General features: G+C 72.2%; 20 protein-coding genes. 9 read left to right on the top strand and 11 right to left on the bottom strand.

Features of this window, described 5'->3' with window-relative positions; translation table 11 throughout:
• Positions 1-46: 46 nt before the first annotated feature.
• The 8 genes from ACIRD8_RS16855 to ACIRD8_RS16820 form a co-directional block, all read right to left on the bottom strand.
• The gene (locus tag ACIRD8_RS16855; RefSeq protein ID WP_403991385.1) at positions 47-1,033 is read right to left on the bottom strand and encodes a TauD/TfdA family dioxygenase; all 987 of its coding nucleotides are present in this window, start codon (positions 1,031-1,033) and stop codon (positions 47-49) included.
• Between the two features lie 138 nt (positions 1,034-1,171).
• The gene (locus ACIRD8_RS16850) at positions 1,172-1,405 is read right to left on the bottom strand and encodes a hypothetical protein (protein ID WP_403991383.1); all 234 of its coding nucleotides are present in this window, start codon (positions 1,403-1,405) and stop codon (positions 1,172-1,174) included.
• Complete coding sequence (locus tag ACIRD8_RS16845; RefSeq protein WP_403991380.1) at positions 1,402-1,743, bottom strand: ArsR/SmtB family transcription factor; 342 nt, start codon at positions 1,741-1,743, stop codon at positions 1,402-1,404. The genes ACIRD8_RS16850 and ACIRD8_RS16845 overlap by 4 nt, the downstream gene beginning before the upstream one ends.
• 59 nt (positions 1,744-1,802) lie before the next feature.
• The gene (locus ACIRD8_RS16840) at positions 1,803-2,498 is read right to left on the bottom strand and encodes a 4'-phosphopantetheinyl transferase (RefSeq protein WP_403991377.1); all 696 of its coding nucleotides are present in this window, start codon (positions 2,496-2,498) and stop codon (positions 1,803-1,805) included.
• A gap of 200 nt (positions 2,499-2,698) precedes the next feature.
• Positions 2,699-3,658, bottom strand: coding sequence for a D-2-hydroxyacid dehydrogenase family protein (locus tag ACIRD8_RS16835; RefSeq protein WP_403991374.1), 960 nt, complete (start codon positions 3,656-3,658; stop codon positions 2,699-2,701).
• Between the two features lie 94 nt (positions 3,659-3,752).
• Complete coding sequence (locus ACIRD8_RS16830) at positions 3,753-4,868, bottom strand: nuclease-related domain-containing protein (RefSeq protein ID WP_403991371.1); 1,116 nt, start codon at positions 4,866-4,868, stop codon at positions 3,753-3,755.
• A 96-nt stretch (positions 4,869-4,964) separates the two neighbouring features.
• On the bottom strand, positions 4,965-6,281 hold the full coding sequence (gene glyA / locus ACIRD8_RS16825) for a serine hydroxymethyltransferase (RefSeq protein WP_403991368.1): 1,317 nt from the start codon (positions 6,279-6,281) through the stop codon (positions 4,965-4,967).
• Positions 6,282-6,498: 217 nt separating this feature from the next.
• Positions 6,499-7,575: a Ku protein gene (locus ACIRD8_RS16820; protein WP_403991365.1), complete on the bottom strand. Its 1,077-nt coding sequence runs from the start codon at positions 7,573-7,575 to the stop codon at positions 6,499-6,501.
• 59 nt (positions 7,576-7,634) lie between these two features.
• On the opposite strand from ACIRD8_RS16820, the gene ligD reads away from it, so the two are divergent.
• The 5 genes from ligD to ACIRD8_RS16795 all read left to right on the top strand — a co-directional run bounded on the left by ligD (position 7,635) and on the right by ACIRD8_RS16795 (position 14,050).
• Positions 7,635-8,528: a non-homologous end-joining DNA ligase gene (ligD, locus tag ACIRD8_RS16815; RefSeq protein WP_403991362.1), complete on the top strand. Its 894-nt coding sequence runs from the start codon at positions 7,635-7,637 to the stop codon at positions 8,526-8,528.
• Positions 8,529-8,705: 177 nt separating this feature from the next.
• Positions 8,706-10,826 carry a HEAT repeat domain-containing protein gene (locus ACIRD8_RS16810; protein WP_403991359.1) on the top strand — a complete coding sequence of 707 codons (2,121 nt, stop codon included), beginning with the start codon at positions 8,706-8,708 and terminating at the stop codon, positions 10,824-10,826.
• A complete protein-coding gene (locus ACIRD8_RS16805; protein WP_099174493.1) occupies positions 10,823-11,143 on the top strand; it encodes a zinc-ribbon domain-containing protein in 321 nt (106 codons plus the stop codon). The genes ACIRD8_RS16810 and ACIRD8_RS16805 overlap by 4 nt, the downstream gene beginning before the upstream one ends.
• 82 nt (positions 11,144-11,225) lie before the next feature.
• A complete protein-coding gene (locus tag ACIRD8_RS16800; protein ID WP_403991356.1) occupies positions 11,226-12,590 on the top strand; it encodes an FtsW/RodA/SpoVE family cell cycle protein in 1,365 nt (454 codons plus the stop codon).
• Positions 12,587-14,050: a peptidoglycan D,D-transpeptidase FtsI family protein gene (locus ACIRD8_RS16795; RefSeq protein ID WP_403991353.1), complete on the top strand. Its 1,464-nt coding sequence runs from the start codon at positions 12,587-12,589 to the stop codon at positions 14,048-14,050. The genes ACIRD8_RS16800 and ACIRD8_RS16795 overlap by 4 nt, the downstream gene beginning before the upstream one ends.
• 10 nt (positions 14,051-14,060) lie before the next feature.
• Here ACIRD8_RS16795 and ACIRD8_RS16790 read toward each other — a convergent pair whose 3' ends face one another.
• Entirely contained in the window at positions 14,061-14,981 is a 921-nt protein-coding gene (locus ACIRD8_RS16790; protein ID WP_403991351.1) for an ADP-ribosylglycohydrolase family protein, read from the bottom strand.
• Between the two features lie 122 nt (positions 14,982-15,103).
• Between ACIRD8_RS16790 and ACIRD8_RS16785 the strand changes: the two genes are divergently transcribed.
• Positions 15,104-15,418 carry an SCO0607 family lipoprotein gene (locus ACIRD8_RS16785; protein WP_403991348.1) on the top strand — a complete coding sequence of 105 codons (315 nt, stop codon included), beginning with the start codon at positions 15,104-15,106 and terminating at the stop codon, positions 15,416-15,418.
• Between the two features lie 20 nt (positions 15,419-15,438).
• Here the strand turns inward: ACIRD8_RS16785 and ACIRD8_RS16780 are convergent, their stop codons facing one another.
• Positions 15,439-16,548 (bottom strand): ferritin-like domain-containing protein, encoded by a 1,110-nt coding sequence (locus ACIRD8_RS16780; RefSeq protein ID WP_403991346.1) that lies wholly within the window; start codon positions 16,546-16,548, stop codon positions 15,439-15,441.
• 189 nt (positions 16,549-16,737) lie between these two features.
• On the opposite strand from ACIRD8_RS16780, the gene ACIRD8_RS16775 reads away from it, so the two are divergent.
• From ACIRD8_RS16775 to ACIRD8_RS16765, 3 genes are all read left to right on the top strand, one after another.
• Entirely contained in the window at positions 16,738-17,673 is a 936-nt protein-coding gene (locus tag ACIRD8_RS16775) for a diiron oxygenase (protein ID WP_403991343.1), read from the top strand.
• A 41-nt stretch (positions 17,674-17,714) separates the two neighbouring features.
• Positions 17,715-18,476 (top strand): TetR/AcrR family transcriptional regulator, encoded by a 762-nt coding sequence (locus tag ACIRD8_RS16770; protein ID WP_403991340.1) that lies wholly within the window; start codon positions 17,715-17,717, stop codon positions 18,474-18,476.
• Between the two features lie 73 nt (positions 18,477-18,549).
• Positions 18,550-19,767 carry a hypothetical protein gene (locus ACIRD8_RS16765; protein ID WP_403991337.1) on the top strand — a complete coding sequence of 406 codons (1,218 nt, stop codon included), beginning with the start codon at positions 18,550-18,552 and terminating at the stop codon, positions 19,765-19,767.
• Positions 19,768-19,800: 33 nt separating this feature from the next.
• On the opposite strand, the gene ACIRD8_RS16760 is transcribed toward ACIRD8_RS16765, so the two are convergent.
• Complete coding sequence (locus ACIRD8_RS16760) at positions 19,801-20,832, bottom strand: hypothetical protein (protein WP_403991334.1); 1,032 nt, start codon at positions 20,830-20,832, stop codon at positions 19,801-19,803.
• Positions 20,833-20,873 lie beyond the last annotated feature (41 nt).

The following is a 20,873-nucleotide window of genomic DNA, read 5'->3' as shown; positions in this document are numbered from 1 at the left end:
GCCCACGGCGGGGGTCACGCCGTCTCGGCTGCGGGAGGACGGGCCGTCAGGACGTGGGCGTGGCGGCGACCGCGTCACGGGTGACCATGTCGCCCATGGCCACGATGATCTTCCGCTCCCCTCCGAAGGGGTCACGGCCGTGCGAGACGAGCATGTTGTCGATGGCCACCACGTCGCCCTTCTCCCAGACGAAGCGCCGCGCCAGCGAGTCGTAGAGGCCCCGGAGCCGGCCGACCGCGGCCGCGGGGATCGGCGATCCGTCGCCGAAGAAAGCGCTGCGTGGGTACGCCGTCTCGTCGTCGCCGAAGATCGAGCTCATCACTTCGCGCACGGAGGACTCCAGGCACTCGGTGTGGTGCAGGAAGAGCTGGTTGAAGAAGACCTGTTCACCGGTCACGGGGTGCCTGATCACCGCGGGCCCCTGCTGTGTGGTGCGCAACGATCCGTCGCGTCGCCACTCGCACTCCACGTCCTGGGCGGCGCAGCGCGCCTCCACCTCGCCCCGGTCCTCGGTGCCGAACATCTGCTGCCAGCTGACGTCGAGTCCAGGGATGAAGTTGCGTACGTAGCGGATGCCGAGACGCTCGAAACGGTCGCGCAGGTCGTCGGGGAGAGCCGCCCACACCTTGCGGCCGTCGACGAGAGGGGTGGCACCGCCCTCGGCGGCCGGCTGCAGGCAGCAGAAGAACTGCCGGCTCGGCCACTGCGGCATGTGCGAGCTCTCGTGGTGGAAGAGGATCGACTGCTCGGACGGGTAGGGCGTCGACTTGTAGACCTGGTCGGCGTCCTTCTCGTGCGGCAGATCGCCGTAGTCGCCGTACAACTCGCCCACCAGGGAGGCGGCGAGCGACTCGAAGGCGTCGGGGGTCTCGACACCGAATCCGCGCAGGACCACCGCACCGTGCTCGCGGAGCAGGCCTTCCAGGGCTCCGCGGTTGTCCGCCGCCCACTGCGGTGCGATGTGGTCCGGTGCGGTGCACCGGACCAGCGGGGGGAAACTCTCGTCGTGGAACCGGACGCCAGGACCGAACATGCCCGACCAACCCTTCTGCTCAGGGGGAACGGCGCAAGTCTAAAAAGGGGTCGGACCGGTGGACCAGACTCTTAAACCGCGGACTAAAGTCGCAGGTCAGCCGAGCGATGAGGGCATCAGCAGATGGCCCGGGCGGAATCAGTCGACGCTGCGGAGCAGGTTCTCGACCGCTGTGACGCGTTCGCTGATCACGGCGAGTTCGCCGTTCACCGACGCCTGCCGCGCGACCGCCTCCTCGGCGAGCTTGCGGTACGAGGCCATGGCCACGGCGTCGGCCCGGTGCCGCTGGAGTCTGAAGTACGCCACCACGCTCGCCGTGACACCTCCGACGACGATCAGAACAATGGCGATCGTGATGACGGCCCCGGTCATGTCCTCTTCCCCTTCGCGTCGTCCGCATCCCGTACGTCGGACATCGGTTCGTCGGACCTGACGGCCCCGAGGATGGTATCGATATTCAACCGCAGGTCGAATGCGGTGAGTTCGAAGTACTTGAGCGCCTTGCCGTCGTCGGACAGTTCCAGGTTGCCCGTCACCAGGCCGGCCTTCTCGAGACGGTCGATGTGCATGTACAGCAGGGGCCTCGACATGCCCAGCCGACGGGCGAGCTCGCTCACGTACATCCGGCCGCCGGCGAGCTCAGCGAGAATCCTCAGCCGCTGCGCATGGCCCACGGCGGCGAGCACGGCGAGTAGCTCCTCGCTGCTCATGGCCACCTCTGACATCCCGGGTCGGTTCGAAGGAGACTCTCCCACGCCCCGGAGAATCATCAGAGGACCGGGGGTACCTCCACCACCACGGCCGCGACGATGTGCTCACCGACGGCGGCCGACCACCGTCCCTCGAACGATACGGGGCCATGGTACCCGGGGCGGACCTTGACCACGTCTGCCCGGAACATCCCTGTTTCCGGGCCGAGGGCGTCCGTGCGGGGCAGGAGCGCCACCTCGGCGTCCCGGAAGGAGAGCCGGATCCCGGTGAGCGGGAACCACGCCTTGTAGAGGGCCTCCTTGGCACAGAAGAGCAGCCGGTCCCAGCGCACCTCGGGATCCTCGTGCGCGAGGGCGGTGTTCCTGGCCAGCTCCGGCGGGAGCCCGATGGTCTCCATGACCCCGGGGCGCAGCGGCCGGTGCGGTTCGGCGTCGATCCCGATCGCGCGGAGGTCCTCCCGCCGCGCGACGGCGGCCGCCCGGTAGCCGCGGCAGTGCGTCATGCTGCCGACGACCCCCTCGGGCCAGCCCGGCGCGCCGTGGCGGTCCGGGAGCAGGGGGGCGGGCGGGTGCCCGAGTGCGTCCAGCGCGGTGCGGGCGCAGGCGCGCACCGTGGTGAACTCGCGGCGGCGCCCCTCCCCCATGCCGGCCGCGACGGCCTGCTCCTCGGGGAGGAGGGCGCCGTGCCCGCGCTCCGGTACGTCCTGGAAGGCCTCGGCGGTCCGCACGGAGGCCGGCAGGATCCGCCGGATCACCGCGGTTCGTTCCGGCTCACGCGGTGCTCGCAGAAGAACCCGGTTCCCAGGCCCACGCCGCAGTGCCGTTCCACCTCGCCGTACGACTCCATCTTCGGGCTCCTCAGCATCAGCGGGCGGGACCATGCTCACCGGCCCCGCTGACGGAACGCTGACACCGCGCCCGGCCCCCGGGCCCCCGGCGCGGGAGCGCGGACCGCTCAGCCGAGGGTGCGGACGGGAGCGCCGTCGAGATAGGCGCGGATGTCCTCCACGGCCTGGCCGTAGAACGTCTCGTAGTTGGCCCGCGAGACATAGCCCAGGTGCGGCGTCGCCAGCAGTCGGGGTGCCGTGCGCATCGGGTGGCCGGCGGGCAGCGGTTCGATGTCGAACACGTCCACTCCGGCGCCCGCGATCGTCCCCTTGTGCAGGGCGTCCAGCAGGGCGTCCTGGTCCACGACCGCGGCCCTGGACGTGTTGATCAGATAGGCGGTGGGGCGCATCAGGGCGAGCTCCGCAGGACCGATCAGCCCACGGGTGCGGTCGCTCAGCACGAGGTGTACGGAGACGAAGTCGCTGGTCTCCAGCAGCTCTTCCCTGGACGCGGCGAACCCCGCCCCGGCCTCCTCGGCCCGCTCCGGGGTCAGGTTCTCGCTCCAGGCCACCACGTCCATGCCGAAGGCGCGGCCGACGGCGGCGACCCTGCCGCCGATCTTGCCGAGGCCGAGGATACCGAGCCTGCGCCCGTGCAGATCCGCTCCGACGGTCGACTGCCAGGGGCCGCCCTCCCGGAGGGAGTTGGCCTCGGTCACGATCCCGCGCGCCAGTCCGAGCAGCAGCGCCCAGGTCAGCTCGACGGGCGGGGTGGCCGTGCTGGCGGTGCCGCAGACGGTGACCCCGTGGCGTTCGGCGGCGGCGTAGTCGATGGAAGTGTTACGCATGCCGGAGGCGACGATCAGGCGGAGCCGGGGCAGCCGCTCGATCAGCGTCGCGGGGAACGGCACGCGCTCCCGGAGTGTGACGACCAGGTCGAACTCCGCTAGGCGATCGGCCAGTTCGTCCTCCGATGCGCAGTGCTCGGCGAAGCTGACCACGTCGATGTCGTCGGCGACGGGCGACCAGTCGGCGGCGGTGGCCGCCACGGACTGGTAGTCGTCGAGCACGGCACAGCGGAGTTTCACGGTGTCTTCCCCTTCGGCGGCACGGCGTCGGCGCGGCGGTGCTGCCGCAGCACGCTGCGGCAGCACCGGGAAATCTACCGGCCGCGTCCGGGGCTCACACGTCCAGCCAGGCCTCCCCGTTCCGGGCGACGTCGTAGATCCGCTCCACCTGGGTGAGGGTGAACACACCTGTCAGCGGGGCGAGGGCGGAGACCTGGCGCTCCCGGCAGACGCGGATGCCGGCCGGGGTGGCGACCACCTCCAGCGCGGTGACCCCGGTGAACACCAGCACGGTCTGCACGGGCACGTCGAAGGCGCAGTACGCCTCCAGCGCCGCCCGGGCCCGCCGGGCCTCCGGGCGGCCGTCGAGCGCGTACGGCTGCGGGGCGCCGTCGTCGGTCCGCAGGGTGCCGTCGGCGATCCGTACCGCTGCCCCGGGACGGTGGTCGGTGCTCACGGCGAACACCCCGCCGGGCCCGATCAGCAGGTGGCCGATCTCCGCGCCGTCCGGCAGGGGCACGGAGTGCAGGACCCTCCAGCCGTGCCGGGTCAGCCGCTTGAGCTCGGCCCCGACCCGCCGCTCCCCCGCGAGGGCGCCGCGCCGGGGATCCGCGTCCTTGTGCCGCCGCAGCGCCCCGGTGGCCACCCGTACGAGCGCCCCGGTGCCGCTCTCGCCGAGCTGTTCCCGCAGCGCCGTCCCCGGCCGGCGCGGCGCGAGGTCGCTCCCGGGTGTCAGCGCGGGCAGGACGGCGGGCCGCCCGCGCCGCTCCGGGGCCGGAGCGGGAGCGGGAGCCGGATCAGGAGGAGGAGCCGAGGAGGGCTCGGCCACCCGATCCGGTACGGGTGCCCGCGCGGCCACCGGTTCGGGCGCCGGCTCCGCGCCCCGCACGGGTTCCGGTTCGGGCTCCGGCGGCGGCGCCGGTGTCCGTACGGCCGCCGTGTCCTGCCCCGCGCCCCGCTTCCGCATCCCCCGCATGGGCGGGATCCGCGGGACCGGCGGCGGGGCGGGCGGGGCCGGGTGCCCGGCCGGCGCGTCCTCACCGACGAGGGCCGGCAGGTCCGGGACCTGGCGTGCGAGTGCGTCGGCCACGGCGTCGCGGTACCGCGGGTGCAGGACGGTGATCGTGCCGCTGCCCCGGTCCGCCCATCCGATCGCGGTGCCGTCCGGCAGGTTCACGTAGAGCCGGTCGTGCCCGAAGAGCTGCCATGACGTGACCTTGAGATCCTGCATCGTGCCCCCTCTGTCCACCCCTCCGGCCATCCTGCTTTCCCCTCAGCCTGTACGGCGGTCCGGCCGCCGCACAGGGCGCAGAGCGGGCGCGCGGAATCAGGCCAGGGGGAGACCCGGCGCCGGATAGGCGTCCATCATGGTCCGCACTTCGTCCCGCACCTTGGAAACGGTCGATTCATCACCTGTACGAGCGGCGTCGACCACGAGATCGATCCACTGCGCGACCGCGCCCATCTCGGAGGCGGGGATGCCCCGTGAGGTCAGCGCGGGGGTGCCGATGCGGATGCCGGACGGGTCGAAGGGCTTACGGGGGTCGTACGGGACGGTGTTGTAGTTGACGACGATCCCGGCCCGGTCGAGCGCCTTGGCCGCGATCTTCCCGGAGACGTCCTTGCTCGTGAGGTCGGCCAGCAGCAGGTGGTTGTCCGTACCGCCGGAGACGAGGTCGAAGCCCCGTGCCGCCAGCTCTTCGCCCAGCGCTCGGGCGTTGGCCACGACCCGGTGGGCGTACGCGGCGAAGTCGGGCGCGGCCGCCTCCTTCAGCGCGACCGCGATGGCGGCGGTGGTCTGGTTGTGCGGGCCGCCCTGGAGGCCGGGGAAGACGGCGCGGTCGACGGCCCTGGCGTGCTCGGCCCGGGTCAGCAGCATCGCCCCGCGCGGTCCGCGCAGGGTCTTGTGGGTGGTGGTGGACACGACATCGGCGTACGGGGCGGGCGAGGGGTGCGCGCCCCCGGCGATCAGCCCCGCGATGTGGGCGACGTCGGCCACCAGCACCGCGCCCACCTCGCGGGCGATCTCACCGAACCCGGCGAAGTCGATCTCCCGGGGCACGGAGGTACCGCCGCAGAAGATCAGCTTGGGGCGCTCGGCCCGCGCCAGGTCGCGCACCTCGTCGAGGTCGATGCGCCCGGTGTCGCGCCGCACGCCGTAGCGGACGCCCCGGAACCACGTGCCGGTGGCCGAGACGCCCCAGCCGTGGGTGAGGTGCCCGCCCATCGGCAGCGACATCCCGAGGACGGTGTCACCGGGCTCCAGGAACGCCATGTAGACGGCGAGGTTGGCCGGGGAGCCGGAGTAGGGCTGGACGTTGGCGTGGTCCATCCCGAACAGTGCCTTGGCCCGCTCGACGGCGAGGGTCTCCACCTGGTCGATGACCTGCTGGCCCTCGTAGTAGCGCTTTCCGGGGTAGCCCTCGGAGTACTTGTTCTGCAGGACGGTGCCGGAGGCCTCCAGCACGGCGGCGGACACGTAGTTCTCACTGGGGATCAGGCGCAGGGTGTCCGCCTGGAGCCGCTCCTCGGCGTCCACCAGGGCGGCGAGTTCGGGGTCGGCCGCTGTGAGAGCGGGACGGCGTGCATCGGACGGCTGTACGGCCACGGGGTTCCTCCCGGGTCGGTCGCACGGGGGCGACATGGACCCGGATTGCCCAGGCGGACGGCCCTCCGGCGATGACGCCCCGGGCATGCCCGGAGTGTGCCGCTCCCTCGTGGTCGGTTCCACGGAGCACCCTGCCGGGTACGCGCCAGTCGCGGCACCGGTCACCTTACTGCGGTGCGGCCCGTTCGGACACAGCGCCGGGGCGCGCGGCGCGCGTGGCTTCCGGCCGGCACGGAGGCGGCTCAGGCGCGGGTCAGGCCGAGGTGCGCTTCCGTGTGCCTCCCGGCGACTTCTTCGCCCCGGTCTTCTTCGCCGTCGCCTTCTTGGGCGCGGCCTCCTTCGCAGGAGCCTCCTTCGCCGGGGCCTTCTTCGCCGCCGGCTTCTTCGCGGCACTCTTCTTCGCCGTCGTCTCTTTCGCCGCCGTCTCTTTCGCCGCCGTCCTCTTCGACGGGGTCCGCTTCGAGGCCGGGTCCCCGGACTTCTTCGCGCCGCCGCCCCGGCCGGACCCGATGTGGTGGACGTCCGCGTCCTCGCCCCCGTGACCGTCGTCCTCCCCGTGCGACTCCTTCGCCGCCCGCACGCTGCTCTCCAGCGCCGCCATCAGGTCGATCACCTTGCCGCCGGGCTCCTCGGCCTCCTCCTCCGCCACGGGTTCACCGGCCGCCTTCGCCGCGACCAGTTCCTCGACCGCCTCGCGGTAGTCGTCGTGGAGCGTGTCCATGTCGGCGTCGCCGAGGGTGTTCATCAGCGCGTCCGCCAGGTCCAGTTCGGCGTCGCGGACCTTGACACCGGCGTCCGGGGCGACGCCTTCCGGGGCGCGGATCTCGTCCGGCCAGAGCAGCCCGTGCATCGCGATCACGTCGCCGGACACCCGGAGCATGCCGAGCCGTTCCCTCCCGCGCAGCGCGTACTTCGCGACGGCGACCTTGCCGCTGCGCCTGAGGGCCTCGCGCAGCAGGGCGTACGGCTTGGCGGCCGGGACGCCGTTGGCCGACAGGTAGTACGCGGAGTCCAGCTGGAGGGGGTCGATCGCCGAGGACGGCACGAACCCCTCGATCTCGATCGTCTTCGCGGTGGGCAGCGGAAGCGAGGCCAGGTCCTCGTCGGTCACGGGGATCACCGTGCCGTCGGCGTCCTCGTACGCCTTGACGGTCTCGGAGGCGGGTACCTCCTCCTCGTCCAGCTCGCAGACCTTGCGGTAGCGGATCCGGCCCCCGTCCTCGGTGTGGATCTGCCGGAAGGAGATCGCGTGGTTCTCCGTGGCGTTCATGAGCTTGACGGGGATGCTGACCAGACCGAACGAGATGGAGCCGTTCCAGATGGACCTCACCGTTCACCCCTTACGACCGCCATGGCAGCATTCATCCGATTTCATGTGATTCTTATCGTATGACGCCGATCACGGAGGTGGAGGGGCGGCGCCTGGCGCTCAGCAATCTCGACAAGGTGCTGTACCCGGCCACCGGTACGACCAAGGGCGAGGTGCTGCACTACTACGCGGCCACGGCGGCGGACGCGATGCTGCCGCACCTGCGCGACCGTCCGCTGTCCTTCCTCCGGTACCCGGACGGCCCGGAGGGGCTGCGCTTCTTCACCAAGAATCCGCCGCCCGGTACGCCCGACTGGGTCCGCACGGCCCCGGTCCCCCGCAGTGACGACCCCGGTGCCCGGCAGGTGCTCGCCCAGGACCTGCCCTCGCTGATGTGGGCGGCGAACCTGGTGGTGGAGTTCCACACCCACCAGTGGCGGCAGGACTCCCCGGCCGTGGCCGACCGGATGGTGTTCGACCTGGACCCCGGGCCGCCCGCGAGCGTCGTCGAGTGCTGTGCGGTCGCCCTCTGGCTGCGGGACCGGCTGGCCGAGGACGGGCTGTCCTCGTACGGGAAGACCTCCGGCTCCAAGGGGCTGCACCTGCTGGTCCCCCTGGAGCCCACGCCCTCCGAGGAGGTCACGGCCTATGCGAAGGGGCTCGCGGTGGAGGCGCAGGGCGCGCTGCCCGAGCTGGCGGTGCACCGGATGACGCGCTCGCTGCGCCCGGGGAAGGTGTTCGTGGATTTCAGCCAGAACGCCGCCGCGAAGACCACCGCGGCCCCGTACACCCTGCGGGCGAAGGGCAGCCCGACCGTCTCCGCACCCGTCACCTGGGACGAGATCGAGGCCTGCGGGGCACCGGACGACCTCGTCCTCCTCGCCGGGGACATGGCCGCGCGGCTCGACCGGCACGGGGACCTGCTGGCTCCGCTCAACGATCCCGGGCGGGCCCGGCCCCTGCCCGGGAGCTGAGAGGGCGGAGGGTACAGGGCCCGCACAGCCCCTTCACAGCCCCGGGCGGGCACGGCGAGGAAAGGCCGCAAGTGGAGGGTGGATTGTCCTGGCCGTGGTGCACACTCTGCGCAGACGCTGCTTCGCGGGCACGGTTCCGGCCGTGTCCGGGGCGGGAAGACACGGGGAGGGTGTGGCGTGTTCACGGGGATCGACGAGGTCGACTGGGCCTCGATGGAGCATGCCTACGGCCCGGCCGACGATGTGCCGGGGCTCCTGTACGGACTCGCCTCCGCCGATCCGGCGGAGCGGGAGAGCGCGCTCGACGGTATGTACGGCGCGGTGCACCACCAGGGCGATGTGTACGCGTGCACGCTCGCGTGCATCCCGTTCCTCTTCGAGCTGGCCGTGGATCCTGGGATACGGGACCGGGGCGGGATCGTCGAGCTGCTCACCAGCATCGGCGGCATCGATCTGGACGAGGATGACGAGTGCGAGCTCGACGAGGACGAGATCGAGGGCGTCGCGAACTACGCGATGGCCGCGGCCGCCGTGTCCGCGGGTTCCGCGGTCTTCTTCGGGCTGGTCGCCGACGAGGATCCCGGGGTGCGGCTGGCCGCGCCGCTGGCCCTGGCCACCCTGCACGGCCGGCCGGGCAGGGTGCTCGAACTGCTGCGGGAGCGGCTGCCGGAGGAAGCGGACGACGAGGTGCGGCTCGCGCTCGTCGAGGCGGCGGGCCGGCTCGCCCTGCGTCACCGGCCGCTGGCGGGGCAGGCGGCCGACTGGCTGAGCCGGCTCGCCGCGGAGGCGTATCCGCCGGGGCTGCGGCTCGCGGCCCTCGCCCAGCTGGCCAGGTGCGCCCCGGACGCGCTGCCCGGTGATGTCGTACGGGTGGTGTCGGGCCTGCTGCGGGAGCTGCGCTCGCGGCCCTGCCGGCCGGAGCCGTCCGCCGCGCAGGCGCAGGGCGGCGACGACACCGCGGCGGACCGGGCGGCCTCGCCGACGCTGGTGGGCCAGCTGCGGGAGCTGTCGGCGGAGGACTCCGCGGGACGCAGCACCCCGTGGGCCGCCGACCTGCTGCGGACGCTGCACGTCGGCCTGGACGACCGGGTGGAGGACCGCACGGCGCTGCTGACGGACCAGCTGTGCAGCCCGGACCCCTGGCAGCGCCTCGACGCCGTACGGATGAGCGGCGGGCTGATCCGGGCCTGGCGCGGTTCGTACGAGGGGCTGGTGCGGCTGGTCGGCGCCCAGCTCACCGATCCGGAGCCACGGCTCGCGGAGGCCGCCTCGCATGTGCTGGAGGAGCTGTTCGGCCTGGCGGCACCGGCGGCCGACGCCCTGGCCGCGCGGGTGGCGGCGGATCCCGGGGGGTGGGTCAGGGAGTGGGCGAGCGGGCCGCCGGGCCTGGGCTCGGCGGTGAAGGCGCTGGCCCGGCTGGGTGACGCCCGGGCGCTGCCCGCGCTGGCGGCTGCCCTGGAGCGGCCCGAGGTGCCGCACGACGTGGGGTTCGCGATCCACTGCCTCGGTGACGCGGCGGCCCCGCTCGCCGGGGCGCTGCGGCGCAGGCTCGGCGAGGTCGGCCTGGACGAGAGCGCGTACGACCGGGCGAGCCCGCTGCTCGCCGGGCTGACGGCGCTGCGCGCGGGCGAGGCCGCCGAGGAGGTGCTGCGGGTGCTGCGGGGGGCACCCGAGTACCGGGGCGAGTGGCTGCGCACGGCGGCCCTGCGGGCGCTGCGGTCGTTCGGGCCTGCCGCCCGCTGTGCCGTTCCCGAGCTGCGGCGGCTGACCCTGCGGCCGGGGACGGCGGCGGCGACGGAGGCTGCGGAGGCCCTGTGGGCGGTCACGGGCGACGCCGACGCGGTGCTGCCGGTGCTGGCCGAGGGGCTGCGGGCGGAGCAGGTGCACGACTGCCGGGCGGCGGCGAGCGCGCTGGGCGGCCTGGGGAGGCGGGCCGAGGCGGTGGCGCCGAGGCTGCGGGCCCTGCTGGCGCACGAGGAGCTGTGGCTCCGGGTGGACGCCGCGATCGCCCTCCGTGAGGTCTCGGGGTGCACCGGTGAGGTCGTGCCGGTCCTCCTCTCCGCGTGGGAGAAGAACCGTCACGTCAGGGTCCGGGTCGCGGAATGCCTGGCGCGGATGGGCCATGCTGGTGCAGGGTCGGACGCGGCACAGGTGCTGCGTGCCGAGCTTCTCTCCGTACGCCGTCACAACGCGATGGACGGCGGATACGGCAGTCACGACACTTATGAGGACGAGAAGCTGCTGGCGCTCTGCCGGCGGGCGCTCACAGGAGACACGGGGAAAGGAACCTCATCATGATCATCTTCGGTACTCGGGGCTATCTCTACCAGCTGGCGGTCCTGACGATGGTGTGCGGCTGGTGCGGCAACCCCGCCGCGCACACCCTGCGCAAGCGGGTCACCAAGTTCACGCTGTTCTTCGTCCCGCTGTTCCCGTTCTCGACGAAGTACGCGACGCAGTGCACCTTCTGCGGCGGGGAGCGGCAGATACCCAAGGAGCAGGCCGACCAGCTGCTGGCACAGGCCCAGGGCGGGCAGGACGGCAATCCGTACGGCGCCGCGCAGCAGCAGCCCGGCTACGCGCCCCCCGGCGGCCAGAACCCGTACCAGCGCTGAGCTGCCCCGGGAACACCGGCCGGGGAGTGCCACGAGGCTGACATAAGGGAAATAGCACCCGCCTCTTGCTACGTTGCGGAGCATGACCGCAACGACGGCGGAGTCACGCCCGCCCGAGCTACGCCTGCCCAAGCGGCGCGGGGTCGAGCTCTCGCTCCTGATCGGGGCCGTGATCGTCTCCGTCTACGGCTACGCCGCCGTCGGCCTCGCCCGGAACGACGCCGTGCCCCCCGATGTCGCCGGGTACGGCGCCGGTCTCGGGCTCCTCGCCCTGCTCGCCCATCTCGCGGTCCGCTTCCGCGCCCCGTTCGCCGATCCGCTGCTGCTCCCCATCGCCGTCCTGCTCAACGGGCTGGGCCTGGTGCTGATCTACCGGCTGGACCTGGAGACCCCGAGCGACCGGGCGGCGACGACCCAGCTGATCTGGTCCACGCTCGGGGTCGCGTTCTTCATCGCGGTGGTGGTGTTCCTGCGCGACCACCGGGTGCTCCAGCGGTACGCGTACCTGTCGGTCGCCGCCGCCCTCGTCCTGATGATCGTGCCGATCTTCTTCCCGGCGGTGAACGGGGCCAAGATCTGGATCAGGGTCGGCGGATTCTCCTTCCAGCCGGGCGAGTTCGCCAAGATCCTGCTCGCCGTGTTCTTCGCCGCCTACCTCGCGGCGAACCGCAACGCGCTGGCGTACACCGGCCGCAGGATCTGGAAGCTCCAGTTCCCCACCGGCCGGGTACTGGGCCCCATCGTCGCGATCTGGCTGCTCAGCGTCGGTGTCCTCGTCCTCGAACGGGACCTGGGCACCTCGCTGCTGTTCTTCGGCCTGTTCGTGATCCTGCTCTACGTGGCCACCGGCAGGACCGGGTGGATCGCCGTCGGGCTGCTCCTCGCCGCGGCGGGCGCCTTCGCCGTCGGCTCGTTCGAACCCCATGTGCACAGCCGGGTGGAGGACTGGCTCGACCCGTACGCCACCATCAACGCCGGCCAGGGGCCCAGCCAGCTCGCGCAGTCCCTCTTCGCGTTCGCCGCGGGCGGCATGCTCGGCACCGGGCTGGGGCTCGGCCACTCCATCCTCATCGGCTTCGCCGCCAAGTCCGACTTCATCCTGGCGACCGCGGGCGAGGAGCTCGGCCTGGCCGGACTCACCGCGATCTTCCTGCTGTACGCCCTGCTGGTGGCCCGCGGATTCCGCGCGGGCCTGGCCCTGCGGGACCCCTTCGGACGGCTCCTGTCGATCGGCCTCGCCTCGATCCTGGCGCTCCAGGTCTTCGTGATCGCGGGCGGGGTGATGGGGCTGATCCCGCTGACGGGGATGGCGATGCCGTTCCTCGCCCAGGGCGGATCCTCCGTGGTCACCAACTGGATCATCGTGGCGCTGCTCATCCGGGTCAGCGACGTGGCCCGCACCCCCGACCCCGATACGGACGCCGCGCCGGCCGGGGACGGACCGTGATCCGCTACATCCGGCACGCCGCCGGATTCTGTCTGCTCCTGCTCCTCGCCCTGCTGGCGAACGCCGCCCGCGTCCAGCTCTTCGAGGCCGACGAGCTGAACGCGAACCCGGCCAACCGCCGCACCACCATCGACCGTTACGACCAGCCGCGCGGCAACATCCTGGTCGGCGACGAACCCGTCACCGGGTCGAAGGACACCGGCGAGCAGCTCGCGTACGAGCGCACCTACCGCCACGGCCCGCTGTACGCGCCGGTCACGGGCTACGCCTCGCAGACGTACGGCACCACCCTGCTGGAGAACGCCGAGGACGGCGTCCTCTCCGGCACCGACCCGATCCTGGCCCCGCTCCCGCTCTGGGGGGACATCACGCGCAGCCGGCAGCCCGGCGGGAACGTCGTCACCACCATCGAGGACTCGATGCAGCGCGCGGCGTACGAAGGCCTGGAGGGCCGGCGCGGCGCGGTCGCCGCCCTCGACCCGGCGACCGGCCGGATCCTGGCGCTGGTCTCCTCCCCCTCGTACGACCCCGAGGTCCTCTCCGGCACCGGCTCCGCCGTGACCGACGCATGGGCGCGGCTCAACCGGGCGCAGAGCCGGCCGATGCTCAACCGGGCCATCCGGCAGACCTATCCGCCCGGTTCGGCCTTCAAGATCGTGACGGCCGCCGCGGCGCTGGACGCCCGTGTGGTGACCGATCCGGACGCGGAGACGGACACCCCGTCGCCGTACGTCCTGCCCGGGACCTCGACCACCCTGCCCGACGAGGCGCGCGGCTGCGAGGAGGCGTCACTGGCGGAGGCGATCCGGGTCTCCTGCAACACGGTGATGGCGCATCTCGGCGTCGAGGTGGGGCTGGACGGGATGCTGGAGGCGGTGGGCAGGTTCGGCTTCAACGACGACGACCTGAGGATCCCCTCCCGGGTGGCCCGCAGCAATTTCGACTCGGACATGAGCGACGACCAGCTCGCCCAGTCCTCGATCGGCCAGTTCGACACGACGGCGACCCCGCTCCAGATGGCGATGGTGGCCTCGGCGGTTGCGAACGGGGGCGATCTCAGGCGCCCGCACCTGGTGGAGCGGGTGACCACCGACGACGGCGACACGGTCCGGCAGCAGGGCTCCGACTCGTACCACCAGGCGATGAACCCGGCGACGGCCCAGCAGCTCCGGCGGATGATGGTCGACGTCGTGGAGAACGGCACCGGCACGAACGCGGCGATCGACGGTGTGACGGTCGGCGGCAAGACGGGCACCGCACAGCACGGCATCGACAACTCCGGTACGCCGTACGCCTGGTTCATCGCCTGGGCGCAGGCGCCGGACTCCGGCCGCCCTGCGGTCGCCGTCGCGGTGGTCGTGGAGGACGCCTCGGCCGACCGGGCCGACGTCAGCGGCGGCGGCAACGCGGCTCCGATCGCCCGGGCGGTGATGGAGGCGGCGCTGGAGGGCGGAGACTGACGGCATGACGTCAGAGGTGGCGGCGGCGCTCGGCTGACCGTCGGCCCAGCGGCTCCCGTCGCAGGCGCCACTCGGCGGGGACGCCCTCCACGCCGGTCACCGCCCCGACGACACCGGCCGTGATGGCGCAGGTCGTGTCCACGTCGCCGAACCCCTCCGCCGTCGCCCACAGGGCGGCCTCCAGGTCGCCGGGGTGCCGGGCGGCGGTCCACAGGGCGAACGGCACCGTGTCGTCGGCCCTGATCCGGCTCCCGTTGCCCAGGAGGTCGGCCGCCTTCCACGGCTCGGTGGCGAACGGCACCTCCACGGCACGGAGTACGCCCTCGCGGACCAGCCCCTGGGGCGTGCGCTCCGCGACCGTCTCCAGCGTGAACTCTCCGCGTACGGAGAGGGCGGCGGCGACCGCGACCGCCACCGCGCCGGCGACGCCCTCCGGGTGGGCGTGGGTGACGACCGCCGAGAGCACGGCCTGCTCGCCGGCCCGGTCCGGGTCCGCGTGGAAGTACGCCCCGAGGGGCGCCACGCGCATCGCGGCGCCGTTGCCGAGGCTGCCGCCCTCGAAGAGCCCGGGTGCCAGCGTGCGCCAGTCGGCCGGAGAGGCCAGCAGCTCCGGGAGCAGGATGTGCATCCCGTGCCCGTAGCCCCGGGCCTGGTCCGCTTCGAAGGCGAGCGCGAAGTGCAGGGCGAGGCGGTCCTGTTCGACGTGGCCGTACTCGTCCAGGACCCGCTGCAGGGCGAGCGCCAGCGCGGTGTCGTCGGTCCAGTGCCAGACGGGCTCGTGCGGGGTCCGGCGCGCCCGGACCTCGGCGTACGCCTGTCGCGGCGGCCGGAAGAGCGGGAACCAGCGCTCGCCGAACGCGTCACCGAGGGCGAGCGCTTCGAGGCTGCGGCGCGCCGCCGCGGAATCACCGGGCCGGGAAGGGGAGTTCATGCCCGCCATCCTCCGTCCGCGCCCACGGTACGTACACCGGATATGAGTACGCGTGCTCACGCTCCTCGCCCTCCGGCCACGGCAGGCTGGGCCCCGTCAGCCACCGCCAGAGGGAGACCACCATGCGCACGGCCCACCGACTCCGCGTCCCGTCCCGCACCACGCTCGGGCTCGCCCTGGCCGCCGTCACGGTCGCCCTGTTCACCTCCGCCTGCTCCATGCAGGACGCCGTGTGCGGGGGCGGCGAATACCCGGTCCTGGCCGTGGGCAGCGCCGGCAGCGCGTGCGCGTCCGACGACGAGGAGCCGCCCAAGGGCTACGCCCGCTACCCGGAGGGCAAGGTTCCCGAGCACGTGGACGACACGTGGTACACGTACTGGCAGACCCGGACCCTCGACGAGAACGGAAAGACCATCGAGATCCCCGAGGAGAACTGAGGCCGCGCCGGGGCCTGCGCTCAGCCGTCCGTCCCGCCCTCCGCGATCGCCTCCGCGACCTCCGCGACCCGCTCCTGCTCCTCCACCGCGAAGCGGTCCCGGTCCAGCTGCTCGGCTATCTCCTCGTCCTGGGCCATCAGCAGGTCCAGGTTGGAGTCGCCCAGCTCGAAGACGCCCATGTCGACGTAGGCCTTCTGGAGCCGTTCGCCCCAGAGGCCGATGTCCTTGACGCAGGGCACGATCCGGCTGAAGAGCAGCTTGCGGAAGAGCTGGAGGTACTCCGAGTGCTCGGAGAGGTCCTTGGCCTCCTGCTTGCCGATGCCGAAGTTCTCCAGGACCTCGACGCCGCTGAGCCGGTCGCGCATCAGGTAGCAGCCCTCGATGACGAACTCCTCGCGCTCGCGGAGTTCGGCGTCGCTCAGCTGCTTGTAGTAGTCGCGCAGCGCCATCCGCCCGAAGGCCACGTGCCGGGCCTCGTCCTGCATGACGTAGGCGAGGATCTGTTTGGGCAGCGGCCGGGTCGTGGTGTCGCGGATCATGCCGAACGCGGCGAGCGCGAGCCCTTCGATGAGGACCTGCATGCCGAGGTAGGGCATGTCCCAGCGGGAGTCGCGCAGGGTGTCGCCGAGCAGCCCCTGGAGGTTGTCGTTGACCGGGTAGAGCATCCCGATCTTCTCGTGCAGGAAGCGGCCGTAGATCTCCGCGTGCCGCGCCTCGTCCATGGTCTGGGTCGCGGAGTAGAACTTCGCGTCCAGGTCGGGGACCGACTCCACGATCCGGGCGGCGCAGACCATCGCGCCCTGCTCACCGTGGAGGAACTGGCTGAACTGCCAGGAGGTGTAGTGCTTGCGCAGCTCGCCACGGTCCCGCTCGGTCATCTTCGCCCAGTGCGGGGTGCCGTACAGGGTGAGGGCCTCGTCGGGGGTGCCGAGCGGGTCCGCGGGGTCGACCTCCAGGCTCCAGTCGATGCGTTTGTTGCCGTCCCACTGCTTGTCCTTGCCCTTCTGGTACAGGGCGAGGAGGCGTTCGCGGCCGTCGTCGTAGTCCCAGCTGAACCGGGCCGCACCGGTGGCAGGCACCTGCCATGTCGGCGCGGGGGGCGGGGTGATGTAAAGGTCGTGTGTCGACACGGACAGCTCCTTCGCCTGGCGAGGGTCGTGCATTCCGTGGTGCTGACGTCAGTTGGCAGGTTCACACGTTGGTAGACGCGCGGTCAACAAGTCGCGCACAGGGGATTGACTGCCTTGCTGACAGGCAGTCTCATAATCCGTGAGCGGAAACTTGACCGCCGGTAACCCCTCTGCGAAGGGCTTTCAGCCATGACGACAGTGACCGACGAGTCCCTCCAGGCGCTGCGCGACGCGCTCGGCCCGCTCAAGGACCGCGAACAGGTCGCGATCCGCCTGCTGGAGGCCTCGGCCAAGCACTCCTTCGACCCGGACACCGATCTCGACTGGGACGCGGGCATCGAGGACGGCAAGTGGTTCTGGCCGCCCGAGCTGGTCTCCCTCTACGACACCCCGCTCTGGCGGACGATGTCCGAGGAGCAGCGGATGGACCTGGCCCGCCACGAGGCGGCGTCGCTGGCCTCGCTCGGGATCTGGTTCGAGATCATCCTGATGCAGCTGCTGGTGCGGCACATCTACGACAAGTCCGTGACCAGCAAGCACGTCCGCTACGCGCTCACCGAGATAGCCGACGAGTGCCGGCACTCCATGATGTTCGCCCGCATGATCGAGTGGGGCGGGGCGCCCAGCTATCCGGTCCCCCGGCGCTACCACAACCTGGCGCGGGTGCTGAAGACCATCTCCACCACCCCCGGTTCGTTCGCCGCGACCCTACTCGGCGAGGAGATCCTGGACTGGATGCAGCGGCTCACCTTCCCCGACGAGCGCGTCCAGTCGCTCGTGCGCGGAGTGACCCGCATCCATGTCGTCGAGGAGGCCAGGCACGTGCGGTACGCACGCGAGGAGCTGCGCCGCCAGATGGTGACGGCGCCGCACTGGGAGCGCCGGCTGACCCGGCTCAACTGCGGTGAGGCGGCACGCGTCTTCTCCGTCTGCTTCGTCAACCCGCAGGTGTACGAGAACGTCGGCCTGGACCGTCACGAGGCCGTCGCCCAGGTGAAGGCGAGCGGCCACCGGGCGGAGGTCATGCAGACGGGCGCGAAGCGGCTCACGGACTTCTTCGACGACATCGGCGTGCTCAACGGGGTGGGACGCAGGCTGTGGAAGAGCTCGGGACTGCTGGCCTGAGGCCACCGCCGCTTCTGCGGGGAGCGCTTAGGCTTCGGGGTATGACGTCCGCACCCGCAGCACCGCCGGCCCGCGCGTACCGACGGCTCGGTGTCGAGGAACGCCGCGCCCAGCTGCTGGTCGCGGCGCTCACGCTCTTCGCCCACCGGGCTCCGGACGACGTGTCGATCGACGAGGTGGCGGCGGCGGCCGGGGTCTCCCGGCCGCTCGTCTACCGCTACTTCCCGGGCGGCAGGCAGCAGTTGTACGAGGCCGCCCTCGGGTCGGCCGCCGAGCAGCTCACCCTCTGCTTCGCGGAACCCGCCGTCGGCCCGCCCACCGAGCGGGTCAGCCGGGTCCTGGACCGCTATCTCGGCTTCGTCGACCAGCACGACGCCGGCTTCAGCGCCTTGCTGCGCGGCGGCAGCGTGGCCGAGACCTCGCGCACGTCCACGATCGTGGACGGCGTACGCCGGTCCGCGGCCGAGCAGATCCTGCTCCACCTGGGCCGGGGCAGCGGCCCCGGACAGCAACCCGCGGGGCCGCGCCTGAGGATGATGGTGCGCACCTGGATCGCGGCCGTGGAGGCGGCGTCCCTGATCTGGCTGGACGAGGGGAAGCAGCCGGCCCCCTCGGACCTGCGGGGCTGGCTGGTCGACCATTTGATGGCCCTGCTCGCGGTCACGGCCGCCTCCGACGAGGAGACGGAGTCGGTGGTGGCGGACCTGCTGAGCCAGGAGACCGCCGACGGGCCCGCCGGACGGCTCGCGACACTGATCATCCCCGTGGCGGGCCGGGCCGCGCACCTGCTGCCGCCGGGCTGAGAGCCCACGGGAGCGGGCCGGTGGACCGATCCCCGGGGGACCCCCGCACGCCGACGGTCGCTAGTCTGCCCGGATGCGTGATGGGGGAAGCAACGACGACAGTGACGGCTCGCGCGCCGCAGCAGCCGACGGCACAGGGTCCGGCGGCCGGCTGCGTCGGCTGAGGGAGCACCGGGCGGCCGTCCTCGCGGTGGCGCTCCTGGTCCTCGCGGCCGGGGTGACGATTCCCCTGGCCGTCTCCGGCTCCGATGACGCCGGTGAACAGGCCTGCCACCACCTGCCCGCCTCGGCCCTCGCCCTCGCGGACGACCCCAGGGCAGCCACGGAGGCCCTCGATCCGGGGGACGATCTCGCCCGTATCGGATCGGCGAGGACACTGCTGAGGCACAAGAGCGTGTGCGGTGACGGCGCACGGGTTCTCGGCCGCATCGTGGACGGCGCCACGCGCTCCACAGGTCCCGGCAGGCCGCACACCATGGCGCAGGCCCGCGCGGCCTACGCGGTGGCGTCCGCCGTGCACGGCATCGAGCTTCCCGAGGGGCTGGCGCCGGGCATGGCCCGCATGGTGGCCGAGTACGTGGTGGACGCCGGAGCGCACCTGTCATGGAGCGGGGACAAGTTGCCCGGACCGGCGGTCTCTCCCGAGGAGGCGCGGCCCGACAGCAGAGGCTGGTCGATGTTCGGCCGCTTCCTTGCCCCGGGCGAGGCGCACCCCGTCTTCGAGTACTCCGGCAGCAGCCGGAGCGCGCACGCGGACATCGAGTCCCTGGTCGGGGAACTCAGCAAGGACCCGGAGGCGTTCGCGATTCTCTACGACGCCGAGCGGGCCAATTTCGCGCACTACCTGGAGCGGCTCACCGACGACGGCGGCGACCCGGACTTCCGCCCCCCGCCGCGCCCGGACAGCTTCTCCCCCACCTCCACGTCCTGGCCCGACAACGACCTCCAGGCCGTCGCCGACCGCATAGGTGCGCTCATGGGGCACCGGGCCGAGTACACCAGGAACCACACCATCCCCGATCTCGCCGAGTTCGACAGGGTCGTGCGCCGGAAGACTCGCGGCACCTTCCGCCCCGCCGGGAAGCAGGTGGACTCGCGTCCGGCCATGGGCGACATCGCGGACCGGCCGGTGGCCGGGCCGGTGGAGGGTGACCTCACGGACGGCCGGCGCCAGCTGTTGATCGTGCTGGACGACTGGGCGAAGGACCGCGATGTGCCGGTGCGGCGTGCCGCGGCCATGAGGCAGTCGATGGACGACTTCTATGTCCAGGCACTGAGGCTGCCGTTCTGAGCCGCCTCCGCGCTCCCGCTCGGCCGGCGCACGTCAGAAGTGGAAGCGCAGGCCGGAACAGCCGCGCCGCCGTACCTCGCCCTCGGCGAACAGCTTCAGCATCCGCTGCCTGACCGTCACCCCGACCCCCGGAATGTCCTGGGACCCCACCAGCGCGTAGTTGGCGGCCTCGCCCTCGCACTGTGCGGTGGCGGTCATGGACCGGGGCGTGCCATTGTCCCGGAGGGCGGTGAGGCGGTTGCTCCAGTCTCCGTACCAGGAGGCGAGAGCGAGCCTGGAGGGATCCTCCGTATCCTCCCCGTCCTCGGCGGAGAACACGTCACAACGACCGCTGGGCGAGGCGTCGTTGGCCCCTACGGCAATCTGCCATCTGCCGTCCGCGGGCAGTCCGGCTCCGGTCACCCACCCGCAGGCCGTTCCCTCGGCCCGCGCCACCGGAACCCTCTTCGGATCGTCCGGCGGTACGGCCAACGGCGCTGCCCGCTCCGGGGCCTTCAAGGGCTCCGCACCACAGCCGAGTTCGTCCGAGGCCGCACCGGTCAGCGCGACCGCCATCCGGTGGGCGGCCCCGGGGACTCCGGTGAGGACGTCCCGCCCCGCGTGGACGCTGACCAGGAGCTTGTGCTTCCTGCCGTCGTCGTCCGCGGGCAGGTCCGGGCAGGGCACGAGCAGACGAATGGATCCGAACTGGTCGACGAACCCGGGCATCCCCTCGGGCAGTGGGGCCTGCTGGTCGAATCCGTTCTGTGTGAAGACCGACGTCAACACCCGGTCCTGGTCGTCACGCCGGGTGTACGCGGCCACCGAGACGAACCGTTCACCGTCCGCCTCCCCGCCCGCGAGGGTGACCTCGCAGGTGTAGGAGCCGAGCTCCTTCGTTCTCGTCGACTCCTCCGAATCCAGGACGGAGCCGTCCGGCGTCAACTGCTCCACCGCGTCCCGGGGAAGTCCCCCGCCGCAGGCGTCACGGATCAGCACCCACTCCTTCACGTAGGGCTGCGCCACATAGCCGCCCACGCCCAGGATCACAGCCGCCGCCACCGACACCTTCACCCAGCGCCGCATCCGTCCCCGCCCCCGTCGCACCGTTCGGACTCCGGCCCCTG

It is taken from the genome of Streptomyces sp. NPDC102451, assembly GCF_044765485.1.
Classification (GTDB): Bacteria; Actinomycetota; Actinomycetes; order Streptomycetales; family Streptomycetaceae; genus Streptomyces.
The sequence above is the reverse complement of the archived record's forward strand: the minus strand, read 5'-3'. Positions and strand labels throughout refer to the sequence as shown.